Origin of the sequence: Luteimonas arsenica (assembly GCF_004352825.1) — a bacterium.
GTDB classification, from domain to species: Bacteria; Pseudomonadota; Gammaproteobacteria; order Xanthomonadales; family Xanthomonadaceae; genus Luteimonas; species Luteimonas arsenica.
On record NZ_SJRW01000001.1, the window covers coordinates 149,555 to 165,846 of the forward strand.

Annotated in this window: 14 protein-coding genes; 8 read left to right on the top strand and 6 right to left on the bottom strand. The window is 71.7% G+C overall.

The genetic code is table 11. The features are described from left to right. Positions 1–36 precede the first annotated feature (36 nt). The 3 genes from E2170_RS00705 to E2170_RS00715 all read left to right on the top strand — a co-directional run bounded on the left by E2170_RS00705 (position 37) and on the right by E2170_RS00715 (position 2,508). Positions 37–861: an exodeoxyribonuclease III gene (locus E2170_RS00705; RefSeq protein ID WP_132998743.1), complete on the top strand. Its 825-nt coding sequence runs from the start codon at positions 37–39 to the stop codon at positions 859–861. After that, positions 858–2,159: an AmpG family muropeptide MFS transporter gene (locus E2170_RS00710; protein WP_243708007.1), complete on the top strand. Its 1,302-nt coding sequence runs from the start codon at positions 858–860 to the stop codon at positions 2,157–2,159. Before E2170_RS00705 ends, E2170_RS00710 begins: the two co-directional genes overlap by 4 nt. A gap of 82 nt (positions 2,160–2,241) precedes the next feature. Then, a complete protein-coding gene (locus E2170_RS00715) occupies positions 2,242–2,508 on the top strand; it encodes a hypothetical protein (protein ID WP_132998744.1) in 267 nt (88 codons plus the stop codon). A 55-nt stretch (positions 2,509–2,563) separates the two neighbouring features. On the opposite strand, the gene E2170_RS00720 is transcribed toward E2170_RS00715, so the two are convergent. Beyond that, positions 2,564–3,682 (bottom strand): anhydro-N-acetylmuramic acid kinase, encoded by a 1,119-nt coding sequence (locus tag E2170_RS00720; RefSeq protein WP_132998745.1) that lies wholly within the window; start codon positions 3,680–3,682, stop codon positions 2,564–2,566. 40 nt (positions 3,683–3,722) lie between these two features. Beyond that, positions 3,723–5,216: a peptidoglycan DD-metalloendopeptidase family protein gene (locus tag E2170_RS00725; RefSeq protein WP_132998746.1), complete on the bottom strand. Its 1,494-nt coding sequence runs from the start codon at positions 5,214–5,216 to the stop codon at positions 3,723–3,725. Positions 5,217–5,421: 205 nt separating this feature from the next. Between E2170_RS00725 and tyrS the strand changes: the two genes are divergently transcribed. Continuing rightward, positions 5,422–6,630 carry a tyrosine--tRNA ligase gene (gene tyrS, locus E2170_RS00730; RefSeq protein ID WP_243708085.1) on the top strand — a complete coding sequence of 403 codons (1,209 nt, stop codon included), beginning with the start codon at positions 5,422–5,424 and terminating at the stop codon, positions 6,628–6,630. A 1-nt stretch (position 6,631) separates the two neighbouring features. Here tyrS and E2170_RS00735 read toward each other — a convergent pair whose 3' ends face one another. The 3 genes from E2170_RS00735 to E2170_RS00745 form a co-directional block, all read right to left on the bottom strand. Then, the gene (locus E2170_RS00735) at positions 6,632–7,030 is read right to left on the bottom strand and encodes an MAPEG family protein (protein WP_132998748.1); all 399 of its coding nucleotides are present in this window, start codon (positions 7,028–7,030) and stop codon (positions 6,632–6,634) included. 140 nt (positions 7,031–7,170) lie between these two features. Further along, the gene (locus E2170_RS00740; protein WP_132998749.1) at positions 7,171–8,865 is read right to left on the bottom strand and encodes a M28 family peptidase; all 1,695 of its coding nucleotides are present in this window, start codon (positions 8,863–8,865) and stop codon (positions 7,171–7,173) included. 68 nt (positions 8,866–8,933) lie between these two features. After that, complete coding sequence (locus tag E2170_RS00745; protein WP_132998750.1) at positions 8,934–9,623, bottom strand: DUF4097 family beta strand repeat-containing protein; 690 nt, start codon at positions 9,621–9,623, stop codon at positions 8,934–8,936. A 62-nt stretch (positions 9,624–9,685) separates the two neighbouring features. Here E2170_RS00745 and gpmI point away from each other — a divergent pair, with 62 nt between their 5' ends. The 3 genes from gpmI to E2170_RS00760 all read left to right on the top strand — a co-directional run bounded on the left by gpmI (position 9,686) and on the right by E2170_RS00760 (position 14,093). Continuing rightward, positions 9,686–11,230, top strand: coding sequence for a 2,3-bisphosphoglycerate-independent phosphoglycerate mutase (gpmI, locus tag E2170_RS00750; RefSeq protein ID WP_243708008.1), 1,545 nt, complete (start codon positions 9,686–9,688; stop codon positions 11,228–11,230). Beyond that, positions 11,227–12,558 carry a murein hydrolase activator EnvC family protein gene (locus tag E2170_RS00755; protein ID WP_243708009.1) on the top strand — a complete coding sequence of 444 codons (1,332 nt, stop codon included), beginning with the start codon at positions 11,227–11,229 and terminating at the stop codon, positions 12,556–12,558. Before gpmI ends, E2170_RS00755 begins: the two co-directional genes overlap by 4 nt. Before the next feature lie 92 nt (positions 12,559–12,650). Then, entirely contained in the window at positions 12,651–14,093 is a 1,443-nt protein-coding gene (locus tag E2170_RS00760; protein WP_132998752.1) for a S41 family peptidase, read from the top strand. Here E2170_RS00760 and E2170_RS00765 read toward each other — a convergent pair. Then, the gene (locus tag E2170_RS00765) at positions 14,087–14,776 is read right to left on the bottom strand and encodes a rhomboid family intramembrane serine protease (protein WP_132998753.1); all 690 of its coding nucleotides are present in this window, start codon (positions 14,774–14,776) and stop codon (positions 14,087–14,089) included. The two genes, E2170_RS00760 and E2170_RS00765, sit on opposite strands and share 7 nt — an antisense overlap. A 144-nt stretch (positions 14,777–14,920) precedes the next feature. Here E2170_RS00765 and E2170_RS00770 point away from each other — a divergent pair, with 144 nt between their 5' ends. After that, positions 14,921–16,261, top strand: coding sequence for an OmpP1/FadL family transporter (locus tag E2170_RS00770; protein WP_165942118.1), 1,341 nt, complete (start codon positions 14,921–14,923; stop codon positions 16,259–16,261). Positions 16,262–16,292 lie beyond the last annotated feature (31 nt).

Genomic DNA, 16,292 nt, shown 5'->3' on the forward strand with positions numbered 1-16,292 from the left:
GCGGCAGCCGGGCCGGCGGTGCGTTAACCTTGATGCATGCGCATTGTCAGCTTCAACGCCAACGGCATCCGTTCGGCGGCCAGCAAGGGTTTCTTCGACTGGTTCCGGGCCCAGGATGCCGACATCCTCTGCGTCCAGGAAACCAAGGCCCAGGAACACCAGCTCATCGCCGCCGACGGCAACGGCCTGCACGCCGACTTCCTGCCCGCGGGCTACAAGGCCTGGTTCAAGGACGCGACCACGAAGAAGGGCTACAGCGGGGTGGCGATCTACAGCCGCCGCGAGCCCGAGGAGGTGCGTACCTCGCTGGGCTGGGCGCCCTTCGACGACGAGGGCCGCTACATCGAGGCCCGCTTCGGCAACCTGAGCGTGGTGTCGTTCTACATCCCGTCCGGTTCGTCGGGCGAGCTGCGGCAGGGCTTCAAGTTCGAGGTGATGGACTGGCTGAAGCCGCACCTGGACCAGTGGCTGGCCAGCGGCCGCGACTACGTGCTGTGCGGCGACTGGAACATCGTGCGTTCGCGCAACGACATCCGGAACTGGAGCAGCAACCAGAAGAACTCCGGCTGCCTGCCGCCCGAGCGCGCCTGGCTGAACGCGATGATCGCCGACGCCTGCGGCGACGGACTGTGCGAGGCGCCGGCGAACGGCTGGCGCGACGCCCTGCGCGTGCTGCGCGCCGAGGCGCCGGAATACACCTGGTGGAGCAACCGCGGCGCCGCGCGTGCGAACAACGTCGGGTGGCGCATCGACTACCAGTTCGTGACCCCGGGCCTGGCCGAGCGCGTCGAGGCCTGCGCGGTGCACGGCGAGCCGCGCTTCTCCGACCATGCGCCGCTGGTCGTGGACTACCGCGAGTGAGCGCGAAACCCTCCGCCTGGCGCGCGTTCGCGCAGCCTTCGGCGTGGACGATGTTCTTCTTCGGCTTCGCCTCGGGCCTGCCCTTCCTGCTGGTGGCCGGCACGCTCGCCTACTGGCTGCGCGAGGGCGGCATCGAGCTGAAGGAGATCACCATGATCGCGAGCGCGGGCATGGCGTACTCCTTCAAGTTCGTGTGGGCGCCGCTGGTCGACCGCTGGCGGCTGCCGCTGCTGGGTCGCTTCGGCCAGCGCCGCGGCTGGTTGCTGCTGGCGATGGGCTGCGTGATGGCCGGCCTGCTGGCGATGGCGGCGCTGACCCCGGAACGGCTGGCGGTGTTCGTGGCGCTCACGCTGTTCGTGGCCTTCGCCGGCGCGACGCTGGACATCGCGGTCGATGCCTACCGCGTCGAGATCGCGCCGGCCTCGGCGCAGGGCGCGCTGGTGGCGACCTATTCGCTGGGCTACCGCATCGCCCTGATCGCCTCGGGCGCGCTGGCCCTGGTGCTGGCCGACCACGCCGCCTGGCCGAACGTGTACCGGGTGATGGCGGTGCTGATGCTGGTGCCCATGGTCGCCTGCCTGCTGGCGGCCGAGCCCGACACCGTGCGCGTGCGCACCCAGGGCTGGGCGGCCGGCCTGCGCGAGGGCGTGGTCGAGCCCTTCGCCGATTTCTTCCGCCGCTTCGGTGGCGGCATCGGCCTGGTGGTGCTGCTGTTCATCCTCTCGATCAAGATCTCCGACCAGGCCCTGGTCGGCGGCATCATCGGGCCGTTCTACCTCGACCAGGGCTTCAGCAAGACCGAGATCGCCGCGGTGACCAAGGTCTATGGCATCTGGGTCGGCATCGCAGGCGTGTTCCTCGGCGGCGTGGCGGTGGCGCGCTGGGGCATCCACTGGCCGCTGCTGGCGGCGATCATCCTCGGCGCGGCCAGCAACCTGCTGTACCTGATCCTGATCGGGGCCAATGGCGACATCGGCCTGCTGACCCTGGTGATCTCGGGCGAGAACCTGGCCCAGGGCTTCCTCGGCACGGCTGCGGTGGCCTACCTGTCGGCACTGGTGAACCAGCGCTACACCGCCACCCAGTACGCGCTGTTCTCGTCGCTGATCATGCTGCCGGGCAAGGTGCTGGGCTTCTTCTCCGGGGCGATCGTGGAGACCAGCAGCGGCGGCTACGCCACCTACTTCCTGATCACCGCGGTGGTCGCGGTGCCGGCGGTGGCGCTGTTCTTCTGGCTCAAGCCGCGGGTGCGGCTGGGCGACGACACCGGCGTGGCGGCGATGGAGGAGGCGCGGTGAATGCGCGCAACCCCTTGCCGGCAACGGCGGGCCGTCGTATCAATGGCGCGCCGCCGTGAATGGAAGTGACTGGACTTCGGCCATGACCGACATCGTGCTCAAGGACATCGACGACGTGCTGCTGGAGCGCATCAGGCGCGTGGCCGAGCGCCGCGGCTGGGCGTTGTCGTACGCGCTGCAGCACCTGCTGGAGCAGGGGCTGTATGCGGTGGAGGGCGATGGCCGCCTCAGCTTCGACAACTCCGAGGCCGACGTGCTGCAGGCTGCGATCGCCGCGCTGGAGGGCGTGCCCGACGGCGTGTTCTCGCTGATCGGCCAGGTCCCCGACGCCGAAAAGCCCGCCGGCTGACCGGTCCCCACTTCTGTGGGAGCGGCTACAGCCGCTCCCACGAAGACCGTGGCGCTCAGGCCGGGTGGATCGCGCCCAGGATGCGCGGGCCACCGGCGCCGGTGACGCTGGCCAGGTTGCCCGGCCGCCCGGCCAGGGTCTCGCGGGCCAGCCAGGCGAAGGCCATGGCTTCGATGGCATCCGGGTCCAGCCCGTGCGCCGCGCTTGATTCGACGGTCATCTGCGGCAGCCCTGCCGCCAGCGCCGCCATCAGCGCCGCGTTGTGCACGCCGCCGCCGCAGGCGATCACGCGCGCGGTGTCGGGCTGGGTGGCGCGCAGGGCATCGGCCACGCTGCGCGCGGTGAGTGCGAGCAGGGTGGCCTGGACGTCGGCGGGTGATTCGCCGCCGGCCAGCCGGGCCTCGACCCAGCCGAGGTGGAACTGGTCGCGGCCGGTGGACTTCGGCGGCGGCAGCGCGAACCAGGCTTCGTCCAGCAGTCGCGCCAGCAGGGCTTCGTCCACCTGGCCCGAAGCGGCGAACGCGCCGCCGCGGTCGTAGGCCTCGCCGCGATGGCGCAGGCACCAGGCATCCATCAGCCCGTTGGCCGGGCCGGTGTCGAAGCCGCGCACAGGGCCGGAGGCCGGCAGCAGGGTGAAGTTGGCGATGCCGCCGAGGTTGAGCACCGCCCGTGATTCGCCGCGTTCGTGCAGCAGCGCGGCGTGCAGCGCCGGCACCAGCGGCGCGCCGTGGCCGCCGGCGGCGACGTCTCGCGCGCGGAAGCCGGCGACAGTGGTGATGCCGGTGCGTTCGGCGATCGTCGCCGCGCAGCCGAGCTGCAGGCTGAAGGGCAGGGCGCCGTGCGGCCGGTGGCGCAGGGTCTGGCCGTGGGAGCCGATGGCGGCGACGCCCGCGGCCTCCATGCTGGCATCGGCCAGCGCAGACAGCGCCGCGTCGGCGAAGGCCTGCCCTATGGCGACGTCGAGTTCGCCGACCTCATCCAGCGTCAGGTGCGCGTCCTGCTGGCCGAGCGCGACCAGGCGTTCGCGCAGCGCTGGATCCCAGGCGTAGGTGCGGGCGAAGCGCAGGGCCGGCCTGGCGCCGGCCCCGTCGCCGTCGAAGTCCACCAGCGCGGCGTCGATGCCGTCGGCGCTGGTGCCGGAGATCAGGCCGAGGAAGCTGCGCGGCCGGGCCATGTGGCGGAGCCCCTTGGTGGCAGGGCGCGGTGCCCGGTGGTCAGCCGCGGCTGTTGCCCGCGGCGGAGGGGCGGCCGGCGGCGGCAACGCGCGTGTCGTCGCCGCCTTCGTCGGTCGCCTGCGCGTAGATGAGGTCCTCGACCGTGCGGATGCGCGCCAGCGCCGGACCGGTCTGGGCCTTGAACGCCGCCAGCGCGGTGCCCTTCAGCGGCTCGGGCTCGGGCATGGTGTGCTGCAGCGGGTTGCGATGCACGCCGTTGATGCGGAACTCGTAGTGCAGGTGCGGGCCGGTGGACAGGCCGGTGGTGCCGACGTGGCCGATGACCGTGCCCTGGCTGATGCGCTGGCCCTGGCGGATGTTGCCGAAGCGGGACATGTGCGCGTACAGGGTGGTGTAGCCGCGGCCGTGGTCGAGGATGACGGTGTTGCCGTAGCCGCCGCGCCAGCCCTTGAACTGCACGCGGGCGTCGCCGGCAGCCATGATCGGGGTGCCGGTGCGGGCGGCGTAGTCCACGCCCTTGTGCATGCGCATCGTGCCGCGCACCGGGTGCCGGCGCGAGCCGAACTTCGAGCTCAGGCGCGCGTACTGGATCGGCATGCGGATGAAGCTCTTCTTCAGCGGGCGGCCTTCGGCGTTGTAGTACTCGGCCTTGCCGTCCTGTTCGAAGCGGAAGGCGGTGAAGGGTTTGCCCTTGGCGGTGAACACCGCGGCCAGCACGTCGCCGGTGCGCAGCAGTTCGCCTTCCCGGTACACCTGCTCGACGACCACGCTGAAGCGGTCGTTCTGGGTGACGTCGGTGTTGAAGTCGATGTCGTACTTGAAGATCTCGTCGGTCAGCTTGTTGATGCTCGCCCCCGACAGGCCGTGCCTGCGCGCGGTGTGGAACAGCGAGCGGCCGACCTGGCCGCTGACCACGGTGGTGCGGATCTCGACCGGGCGCTCGACCACGGTCTCGACGACCTTGTCGCCTTCGAGCGCGAGCTCGACGCGCTGGGTCTCGCCGCGGTCGTAGCGCAGCGCCTGCAGGGCACCGGGCTTGCCGTCGGCACCCGGCGCGCCGAAGGCGAAGCCGAGCTGGGCGCCTGGCTTCAGGCGGGTCAGGGCCTCGCGCGCGCCCGGCTGCTTGAGCAGCGTGTGCATGGTGGCGGCGGGGATGCCCATCTCGTCGAAGATCGCGCCCAGGGTCTGGCCCTGTTCGACGCCGACCAGCATCCAGTCGGTGCCCTGGGCCTCGGCCCGGACGGGCTCGGACGGGGCCGGCAGCGCCAGCGAGAGCGTGGTCAGGCGCGCGGTGTGCGGCACGTCGACGGCGGTATTGAACCCGGGCACGATGGCCAGCAGCAGGGCGCCCGCGGTGGCGAAGAGGCTGGCGTGTGCCCACTGCCTGCGCGACCATCGGCGGCCGCCGATGGTTTCGGTGGCGGTTCCGGCGTGTTGTGCGTCGGACGCGGCCTGGCGCGCGAGTTCGTGGAGATTGTGGAGACGGGCGCGCTCGCTGCGCTGCGCGTCGTGGGACTGGGGCGATTCGGCCATGGTCATGTGCGGAACGGACCCCCGGGCCCATGCGTGACGGGCGCGTCACCGGGCCACCATAATCACGCGAAGATGTTGCGTCAAACACTTGAACCGGCTGGAATTTCCCCCGGCCAACAATTTAACGTCTCGTTAACATAGCGAACAAACCCCGTCACATTTCCTTGAGGCTGTGACGCACAGCAGGATCATGAACGTGTCCCAGATTCCCCCCGCACAGGCCCTCGAACTCATCGCCCGCGGCGCCGATGAGATCCTCAAGCGCGAGGACCTCGAGGTCCGCCTCGCCACCGGCCGCCCGCTGCGGGTCAAGGCCGGCTTCGACCCGACCGCCCCCGACCTGCACCTGGGCCACACGGTGCTGCTGAACAAGCTGCGCCAGTTCCAGGACCTCGGGCACACCGTGATCTTCCTGATCGGCGACTTCACCGGGATGATCGGCGACCCCTCGGGCAAGAGCGCCACCCGCAAGCCGCTCTCACGCGAGGACGTGCTGGCCAACGCCCAGACCTACCGCGACCAGGTGTTCAAGGTGCTCGACGAGGCGAAGACCGAGGTCCGCTTCAACAGCGAGTGGTTCGGCGGGATGTCGGCGGCCGACATGATCCGCCTGGCCGGCCAGTTGACCGTGGCGCGCATGCTCGAGCGCGACGACTTCGCCAAGCGCTACGCGGCGCAGCAGTCGATCGCGATCCACGAATTCCTCTACCCGCTGGTGCAGGGCTACGACTCGGTGGCGCTGGAGGCCGATGTCGAGCTCGGCGGCACCGACCAGAAGTTCAACCTGCTGATGGGCCGCGGCCTGCAGGAAACCCACGGCCAGAAGCCGCAGGTGGTGCTGACCATGCCGCTGCTGGTCGGGCTGGACGGCGTCAACAAGATGTCCAAGTCGCTGGGCAACTACATCGGCGTCACGGATCCGGCGATCGACTTCGTCAACAAGACCATGAAGATCGGCGACGAGCTGATGTGGGAGTGGATCGAGCTGCTGAGCTTCGACATCGGCATCGACGAGGCCGCGAGGCTGAAGGCCGAAGTGGCCGCGGGCACGCTCAATCCGCGCGAGGTGAAGCTGCGCCTGGCGCGCGAGCTGGCCACGCGCTTCCACGACGCGGCGGCCGCGGAAACCGCGATCGCCGGCTGGCACGCGGCGGTGACCGGGCAGGGCGACACCTCGCTGCTGCCGCTGCAGGAGGTGGCGGTGCCGGCCGAGGGCCTGCGCATCGCCGCGCTGCTGACCGCGGCCGGGATCACGCCGTCGAACTCGGAGGCCAACCGCAAGCTCAAGGAGCGCGCGGTGAAGGTGGACGGCGCGGTGGTCGAGGACGCCGGTGCGACCTTCGCGCCGGGCTTCGAGGGCGTGCTGCAGGTGGGCAAGCGCAACTTCGCGCGGGTGCGACTGGTCGCGGGCTGACTCAGGCGATGGCGGTCGCCGCCATCACCATCAGCGCCACCACGCAGGCGAAGCCGCCCAGCCAGGCCAGGCTGCGCGCGAGCTGCACGTCGGCGACGTAGAAGATGCCGTGTGCCAGCCGCATCGCCACGAAGACGACGGCGAGCAGCGCGATGCGCCCGTGATCCACGCCGGCAAACTGCGCCATCAGCACGCCCGCGGCGAACGGCGCGAAGGCTTCGAAGGCGTTGAGGTGGGCGGCGTTGGCGCGCTGGACCCTGTAGTTGCCGTCCTGCTTGGCCAGCCAGGCGCGCGGGTTGCGGTTGTTGTAGCCGGGGCCGGAGGTCTTGGCGACCAGCGCCAGGACGTAGGGCAGCAGCGCGGTGATCAGGATGCACCAGTAGGCGGTGGCGAGGGTCATGGCGGCGATTCCGTGCGTGGACCGGCGGAGTAGAGCAGGTTTCGCCCCGCGCGCCCATCGGCGGTGGCGCAGGACACGGAAACGGCGCCCGCAGGCGCCGTCCCGTATGGCCGTTCCCGGTCGCTGATCGCGCGGGGGGCTTACTCCGCGCCGGTCCGCATCTCGTCGCGCGCGGCCTTGAAGGCGTTGCCCTCGTACCAGTTCGGCCAGCCGCCTTCGTCGGCCAGGGCGCGGCCGACGCCGTACAGCGCCTCCAGGTCCTGGATCACGCCGTCCAGGTTCCAGGACGGATCGAACTCGTCGGCGGGCTTGTGGTACGCGACTTCGGTGTAGCGCTTCGCGTACTCCGCGCCGGCTTCCTTGCCGCCGTCGACCAGGTCGTCGCCGCCCTTGGCGTACAGCGCCGGCACGCCGGCCTTGGCGTAGTTGAAGTGGTCGGAGCGGAAGTAGAAGCCGCCGGCCGGGTTGCCTTCCTGCACCAGGGTGCGGCCCTGGGCATCGGCCCGGGTCTTGAGCAGGTCTTCGAGCTCGGAGTTGCCCAGCCCGGTCACGACCATGTCGCGCGACGGCCCGGCCACGCTCATGGCGTCGAGGTTGACCACGCCCACGGTCTTCTCCAGCGGGAAGGCCGGGTGCGCGACCTGGTACTTCGAGCCCAGCAGGCCGGATTCCTCCAGGGTCACGGCGATGAAGGCCACCGAGCGCTTCGGCTGGCCGTCGGCCTTGAACTTCTCCGCGATCTCGATGATGCCGGCGATGCCGGTGGCGTTGTCGATGGCGCCGTTGTAGATCGTGTCGCCCTCGCCCTCGTGCTTGCCGAGGTGGTCCCAGTGGCCCATGTAGACCACCGCCTCGTCCGGCGCCTCGCTGCCGCGCAGGATGCCGATCACGTTGCGCGAGGAGCTCTCGCGGGTGGTGCTGGCCAGGTCGAAGGACACGCGTGCGTCCAGCGGCACGGCCTTGAAGCCGCGCTGGTTGGCGGCGGTGTACAGGGCATCGAGGTCCTGGCCGGCATCGGCGAACAGCTGCTTCGCGGTCTCGGCGGACAGCCAGCCCTGGGCCGGCAGGCGCGGCTCCGGATCGTCCGAGGCGCGCAGGTCGAACTGCGGGCCCGACCAGGAGTTCTTGACCACGTCCCAGCCGTAGGAGGCACCGGCGGTGTCGTGGATGATCAGGGCGGCGGCGGCGCCCTTGCGCGCGGCCTCCTCGAACTTGTAGGTCCAGCGCCCGTAGTAGGTCATGCGCTCGCCTTCGAACAGCGTCTCGTCGTTGGCGTGGAAGCCGGGGTCGTTGACCAGGATGACCACGGTCTTGCCCTTGACGTCGATGCCCTCGTAGTCGTTCCAGCCCAGCTCCGGCGCGTCCACGCCGTAGCCGACGAAGACCAGGTCGCTGTCGGCGACCTTGACCTCGGCCTCGCCGGTGCGGGTGCCGATCACCATGTCGCTGCCGAAGGCCAGCTCGCGCTGCTCGCCGGCCACGTCCAGGCGCAGCACGGTGGATTCGTCCGCGGTGGTCTCGACCATGGGCACGGTCTGGAAGAATGTGCCGTTGTCGCCGCCGGGTTCCAGGCCGATGCGCTCGTACTGGGCCTTGATGTATTCGACGGTCATCTCGCCACCGGGAGAACCGGGGGCGCGGCCCTCGAATTCGTCGGAGGCCAGGGTCTTCACCATCTCGGCGAAGTCGTCCTTGCTCAGTTCCGGGCTGAAGGTGTGGCCGGAGGTCGCCGCGGCCGGGGTGTCGCCGGTGGCGGGGGCGGAAGCGGGCTCGCCGCTGCACGCGGCCAGCGCCGTGGCCACGGCGAGGCTGAGCACGAGGTGGGTCGGTCGCATTCTTCGGGTCCTGCGTTGAAGGAATCCCCGATTCTATGCGTTCGCCGCCGGCGCCGGGGCCGGCGCGCTCATTCGCCGCCGCGCGGCGGTGCCGTGGGCGTGGCGTAGGGCACCGGCTGCGCGCCGGTGACCGCGCCGATGCGAGCGGTTTCGTGCACGTACAGCACGACCTCGCGTTCGAACACCAGCGGGCCGTCGACCACCGCGCCGGGGCCGATGATCACGCGCTGCCGCCGCGTGCTCACGCGCACCGGCATCCAGTTGGCGCCGGGCTTGTGCACGTGCACGCCGCCGCGCACGTGCGAGCCGACGCCGATGGTGAGGTCGCCGTTGGAGATATCGATGTCGCCGCCGACCTCGGTCGCGACCAGGCCGATGGCGCCGTTGACGGTGTGGACATCACCGCCGACGCGGCCGCCGCGGCCGACCAGGATGCTGCCGTTGACGGTCTGCACGTCGCCGGCGATGCGCGCGCGCTCGCCGACGCGGATGCTGCCGTTGACCGTGGCCAGGCGCTCGCCGGTGACGTCGTTGCCCGCGTTGATGCTGCCGTTGGTGGTCGCCGCCGGCCCGGCTGTGATCCCGTCGGCAAGCCGGATGCCGCCGTTGGTCGTGGTCAGGCGGCCGTATTCGGCGCCGGCCGTGGTGTTGATCGCACCGTTGGTGCGCCGGATGTCCTCCGCGGCGCGGGCCTGCGCAGGGAACAGCGCGGCGAGCAGCAGCAGGACGGCGAAGAGGGTGGCGTGGATGGCGGCCATGGGGCGAGTCTGCGCCCGCCGGCGGTACAATGCATCTGTCCAAGGTCACAAGGTCGAACGTCGTGCCTGAACCCGCTTCCGTCCGCCGCCCGAAGCCGGTGGTGCTGCTGATCCTCGACGGCTGGGGCCATCGCGACGACCCGCGCGACAACGCGCTGGCGCTGGCCGACATCCCGAACTGGCGCCGCCTGTTCGCCGCCCACCCGACCACCCTGGTGCACACCGAGGGCACCCACGTCGGCCTGCCCGACGGCCAGATGGGCAACTCCGAGGTCGGGCACATGAACATCGGCGCGGGGCGCGTGGTCTACCAGGACCTGACCCGGGTCGACGCGGCCATTGCCGACGGCAGCTTCTTCGCCAACGCGGGGCTGCTCGCGGCCTGCCAGGCGGCGAAGGCTGGCGGCGGCACCCTGCACCTGATGGGCCTGCTGTCGCCCGGCGGCGTGCACAGCCACGAGACGCACCTGTTCGCGATGCTGGAACTGGCGAAGCGCGAGGGCGTGGCGCGGGTCGCCGTGCACGCTTTCACCGACGGCCGTGACATGCCGCCGCGCTCGGCCGCGCCCAGCCTGCGCGCGCTGGAGGACGCCTGCGCCGCGGCCGGCAATGCCCACGTCGCCAGCGTCAGCGGCCGCTACTACGCCATGGACCGCGACAAGCGCTGGGAGCGCGTGCGCCGGGCCTGGGACGCGATCGTCGAAGCGCAGTCGGAGCACCGCGCGCCCGACGCCCTCGCCGCGCTCAAGGCCGCCTACGCCCGCGACGAGAACGACGAGTTCGTCGCCCCCACCGTCATCGACGGCGCCGCGCCGATGCGCGACGGCGACGCCGTGGTGTTCATGAACTTCCGCGCCGACCGCGCCCGCCAGCTCACCGCGGCCTTCGTGGCCCCTGGTTTCGACGGTTTCGAGGCCCGGCGCCCGGCGCTGGCGGACTTCACCTGCCTGACCGAGTACGACGCCACCCTGCCGGCGCCGCTGGCCTTCGCGCCCGACGACCTGCGCAACACCCTGGGCGAGGTGTTGGGCGCGAACGGCCTGGCCCAACTGCGCATCGCCGAGACCGAGAAATACGCCCACGTCACCTTCTTCTTCAACGGCGGCCGCGAGACGCCGTTCGCCGGCGAGGAGCGGATCCTGGTGCCCAGCCCCAAGGTCGCCACCTACGACCTGCAGCCGGAAATGAGCTGCCCCGAAGTTACGGAGAAGCTGGTGGCCGCGATCGACTCCGGCCGCTTCGACGCCGTGGTCTGCAACTTCGCCAACCCGGACATGGTCGGCCACACCGGCGACCTGCAGGCCGCGATCAAGGCCGTGGAAACGGTCGACCAGGCCCTGGGCGAAGTCGCCGCCGCGGTCGCCGCGCAGGGCGGCGAGCTGCTGGTCACCGCCGACCACGGCAACGTCGAGATGATGCGCGACCCGGAGACCGGCCAGCCGCACACCTCGCACACGGTCGGCCCGGTGGACCTGATCTACGTCGGCAACCGTACCGGCGCGACGCTGCGCACCGGCGGTGCCCTGCGCGACCTGGCGCCGACGATGCTCGACCTGCTGGGCGTGCCGAAGCCGGCGGAGATGACCGGCCGCAGCCTGCTGGCGTGAGCGACGCCTCGGCCAGGCCGGGCCGCGGCACCCGCGCGCAGCGCTGGCCGCGGCCCGCCGCGTCGCGGCCGTGGCCGGTGCTGGCCTGGCTGCTGCTGTTCCCGCTGCTGCTGGTCCTGGCCCCCGGCCCGGCCGTGGCGCAGGACAGCCGCGAGGCCCAGCGCCGGCTGGACAGGGTCAAGCGCGAGCTCAACGAGGTCGGGCGTGAGCGCCGCCGCATCGAGGGCGAGCGCGGCACCGCCAGCCGCGACCTGCGGGAGGCCGACGAGCGCGTCGCCCGCAACGCGCGCGAGCTGGCCGGGACCGAGGCCGCGCTGGCGCGCCAGCAGCAGGAGCTGGCCGAACTCGAGACCCGCCGCGACGCGGCCGCCGAAGGCCTGTCCGCGCAGCGCGCAGAACTCGCCGCCCTGCTGCGCGCGGCCTACACCGTCGGCGGCCATGCGCCGCTGAAGCTGCTGCTGGCCCAGGACGATGTCGCCGGTGCCAACCGCAGCCTGGCCTACCACGGCTACCTGCAGCGCGGCCGCAGCGCGCGCATCGCCGAACTGTCGGCCGAGCTCGCCGGGCTGGATGAGATGGAGCGGCGGATCGCGTCCGAGCGCGAGGCGCTGGCCGCGACCCACGAGCGCCAGCGCGCGCAGGCCTCGGCACTGGAGCGCGAGCAGGCCGAGCGCGCCCGGGCGGTAGCCGAGCTCGACGCCCGCTACAAGGACCGCAGCGCGCGAGAGAAGGCGCTGGGCGCCGACGCGAAGTCGCTGGAAAGCCTGCTCGCGCGCCTGCGCGAGGCGGCGCGCAAGGCCGAGGCCGAACGCAAGGCCGAAGCCGCCCGCCGCGCGGCTGCCGCCCGCCGTGACTCCGGCACGGCCAGCCCCGGAGCCAGCACCGCCGGTCGCAGCCCGGTCCCCAATGCGCCGGGCGTCGCGGTCGCGCGCACGGCGCCGGTGCAGGTGGGCGGTCTGTCCTGGCCGCTCGCCGGCAGCCTGCTCGCCGGCTTCGGCGCGCGCATGCCCGACGGCCGCACCAGTTCGGGTGTACTCGTCGCCGCCGCCGCGGGCACGCCGGTCACCGCCGTGGCCGAAGGCACCGTGGTCTTCGCCGAATGGATGACCGGCTACGGCCTGATCCTGATCATCGACCACGGCAACGGCTATATGAGCCTGTACGCCCACAACGACAGCCTGCTCAAGGGCCCCGGCGACCGCGTGCGCCGCGGCGACGCGGTGTCCACCGTCGGCACCTCCGGCGGGCAGGGCCGGGCCGCGCTGTACTTCGAGCTGCGCCGCGACGGCAAGCCGGTGGATCCCAACACCTGGCTGCAGAAACGCTGAACCGCGGCGGACGCCGGACGCGCGGGCGGCATAATCGGCTGAACCCGCGCGTCGCCGCGCGGTCCCAATCCTGTTCCCCACGGAGTCCCTGCATGCGCGCCAGCCTGTTGACGCTTGCCCTCGCCAGCCTGCTGGCCCTGCCGCCTGCCGCCGCCCAGGAGCCGCCGCCGGCGGAGCCGGAGGCGGTCGAAGCCGAAGGCGCGGTCGAGGCCGACACCGCGGCGGACGACGCGCAGGACGCCGGGAGCGACAACGGGCCCAAAGCGGATGCCGGCGTCGAGGCCGCGGCTGCGGCAGAAGCCGAAGCCGAAGCGGCCAGCGCCGTGCCGCTGGACGAGATCAGCCGCTTCGTCCTGGTCTTCAACGCCGTTCGCGCCGGCCACGTCGACGAGGTCGGCGATCGCGAGCTGATGCAGTCGGCGATCCGCGGCCTGCTGCTCGACCTCGACCCGCACAGCGCCTACCTGCAGCGCAGCGACGCCGAGGCCTTCGAGGAGGGCACCACGGGTGCCTACGAAGGTATCGGCGTGGAAGTGATGCCGCTGCCCGACGGCAGCATGCGCGTGATCGCGCCGATGGACGGCGGCCCCGCGCAGCGCGCCGGCATCCGCGCCGGCGACGTGATCGTCGCCGTCGATGGCCAGGCGCTCACGCCGGAAAGCCATGAGGGCCGCGGCCCCCTGCGCGGCCCCCCGGGCACCGAGGTCGGGGTGACCGTGATGCGCGAAGGCAGCGCGGAGCCGCTGGAGCTGCGCATGGCGCGCGAGATCATCCGCACGCCCAGCGTGCGCGCCAGCATCCGCGAGCCGGGCCTGGGCTACCTGCGCCTGGCCGTGTTCCAGGCCGACACCGCGGCCGACTTCGCCAACGAACTGGACCGGCTGCACCGCGAGGCCGGTGGCGAGGGCCTGCGCGGCCTGCTGATCGACCTGCGCAGCAACCCCGGCGGCCTGCTGACCTCGGCGGTGCAGATCGCCGACGACCTGCTCGAGGGCGGCGGCATCGTCAGCACCCGCGGCCGGATCCAGGCCGGCGACACCGCGTTCAACGCCACCCCGGGCGACCGCATGCGCGGGCGGCCGGTGGTGGTCCTGGTCGATGCCGGCTCGGCCAGCGCCTCGGAGGTGCTGGCCGGAGCCCTGCGCGACAACGACCGCGCCTGCATCGTCGGCAGCCGCACCTTCGGCAAGGGCTCGGTGCAGACCGTGCTGCCGCTGGACAACGGCGACGCGGTCAAGCTGACCACGGCGCGCTACTACACGCCCGACGGCACCTCGATCCAGGCGCGCGGCATCGAGCCCGACCTGGTGCTCGACGGCAAGGACGGGACGCCCCGCGGCTACGTCGAGGCCGCGCTCCCGGGCCACCTGGCCGCCGACGGCGAGGAGGGCAGCGGCCCCGGGCACGTGCTCGACGGCGACGAGCCGGTCCGCCAGGCGATGGCGGCGCTGCGCCGCCTGGTGGCGGGCGGGAGCTGTGCGCCGCCGCCGGACGCGGCGTCGGCCCCGGCGAAGAAGGAAGACGCCGCTCAGTAGCCCTTCTGGCGGCGCAGCCGGCGCGCGATCGCGCGCCGAGAGAGCAGGGCGAAGACCACTCCGACTGCGAAGCCGACGATGTGCGCCGACCACGCCACCGCGCCGAAGGCCGGGCCGATGTAGGCGAACACCACCTGCAGCAGGGCCCAGATGCCGATCAGCAGTGACGCCGGCGCGCGCACGAATTCGAGGAACAGGCCCAGCGGCAGGACCACGCCGAGGTGGGCCCGCGGGAACAGCGCCAGGTAGGTGCCGATCAGCGCCGAGACCGCGCCACTGGCGCCGATCACCAGCCGGTCGGGGGTGTCGATCACCAGCACCGTGGCCAGGTTGGCGAGCGCCCCGCCGATCATGAACAGGGCCAGCAGGCGCCAGGAGCCCAGCACGCGCTCCGCCGGCAGGCCGAAGATCAGCAGGAACACCAGGTTGCCCAGCAGGTGCGCCCAGTCGGCATGGACGAACAGTGCCGTGAGCAGGCGCAGGCCGCGTTCGCCGTCGGCCCAGGCCAGCAGGTCCCCGGGGGCAAGCCCGCCGGTGAGCGCGCCCCAGCGCGCCATCAGCGCCTGTTCGACGGCCTCGGGCCGGGTGCTGGCCCACAGGTAGACGCACCACAGCGCCGCGCAGAGCAGCGGCGTGGCCCAGCGGAAGGCGGGACGTGAATGCGTCGGGATCGAGACGAACATGGCTGCAGACGGTGGCCGGCCCGGGAAGGTGGGGCAAAGATACCCGTCCGGAGACGTGACGCGGGGCACCTGTGCAACACCATCCGCCACGGTATAGTGCCGCCCACAACAACACCACAAGACACCGTCAGGAGCTTTCCAGCAATGCGCATCTCCCCCATTCTCCCGGCTTCGGCCCTCGCGCTCGGCATCCTGGGCGCGCTGGCCCTGGTCCCCGCCCATGCCTCGGGCTTCCAGCTCAAGGAAAACAGCGTCAAGGGCCTCGGCGCCGCGTTCGCCGGTTCCGGCGTCAACGAAGGCGACGCCTCGGTCGTGGTCAACAACCCGGCCTCGATGACCCGTTTCGAAGGCACCACCGTCCAGGCCGACCTGTCGGTCATCGACCTGAGCTACGAGTTCAAAGGCAGCGGCACCGACGCCTTCGGCCGCCCGCTCACCGGCGGCGACGGCGGCAACGCCGGCGACGTGACCCCGGTCCCGGCGTTCTCGGTGATCCACAAGCTCGACAACGGCCTGGCCCTGGGCGCCATGGTCAGCGCGCCGTTCGGCCTGAAGACCGAGTACGAGCCCGACTGGCAGGGCCGTTACTTCGCCGACACGTCGGACGTGAAGATCGTCAACCTGACCTTCTCCGCGGCCCTGGACATCACCGAGCGCGTTTCGGTCGGCGTCGGTGCCGTGTACTCCAAGGCCGACGTGACCCTGTCCAAGGCGATCGACTTCGGCACCCTGCTGTACTCCAATCCGGCCACCCGCCCGCTGCCCTTCGCGATTCCGCAGGCCCGCGACGGCCATGCCAGCGTCGAGGGCGACGACACCGGCTTCGGCTGGATCGCCGGCATCACCTTCCGTCCCACCGACCGCTTCTCGCTGGGCATCAGCCACCAGTCGGAGATCGACTACGACCTGCGCGGCAACGTCGAGTGGCAGGTTCCGGGCGACGTGCGCGCGGTGTTCAACAGCAGCCCGATGACCGCCCAGCTGTTCCAGAACGGCGGTGCCGGCGCCAGGCTGACCACGCCGTCGACCACGGCCATCGTGGCCCGCTACGACATCACCGACCGCTTCGCGATGATGGCCAACTGGACCAAGACCGGCTGGTCGTCGCTGGAAGAGGTGCGGATCGAGTTCGATGGCCCCGACGCGGATTCGGTCGAGCCCTTCGAGTGGCAGGACACCGACTTCGTCTCGCTCGGCGGCGAGTTCAAGCTCAACGAGGCCTGGACCCTGCGAGGCGGCCTGGCCATCGACGAGACCCCGACCAGCCTGGCGCACCGCACCCCGCGCCTGCCCGACGACGACCGTCGCTGGTACACGCTCGGCGCGACCTGGCAGGTCAGCGATGCGCTGTCGATGGACTTCGCCTTCGCCCGCCTCGAGCCGAAGGATCCCAAGGTCGACTATTCGAGCGGCGGCAGCACCATCACCGGTCCCTTCGACGGCCACGCCAACCTGTTCGGCGTGTCGGCGCAGTACCGTTTCTGACCTGGCCGACGCCCCGGTTCCGGGGCTGTGT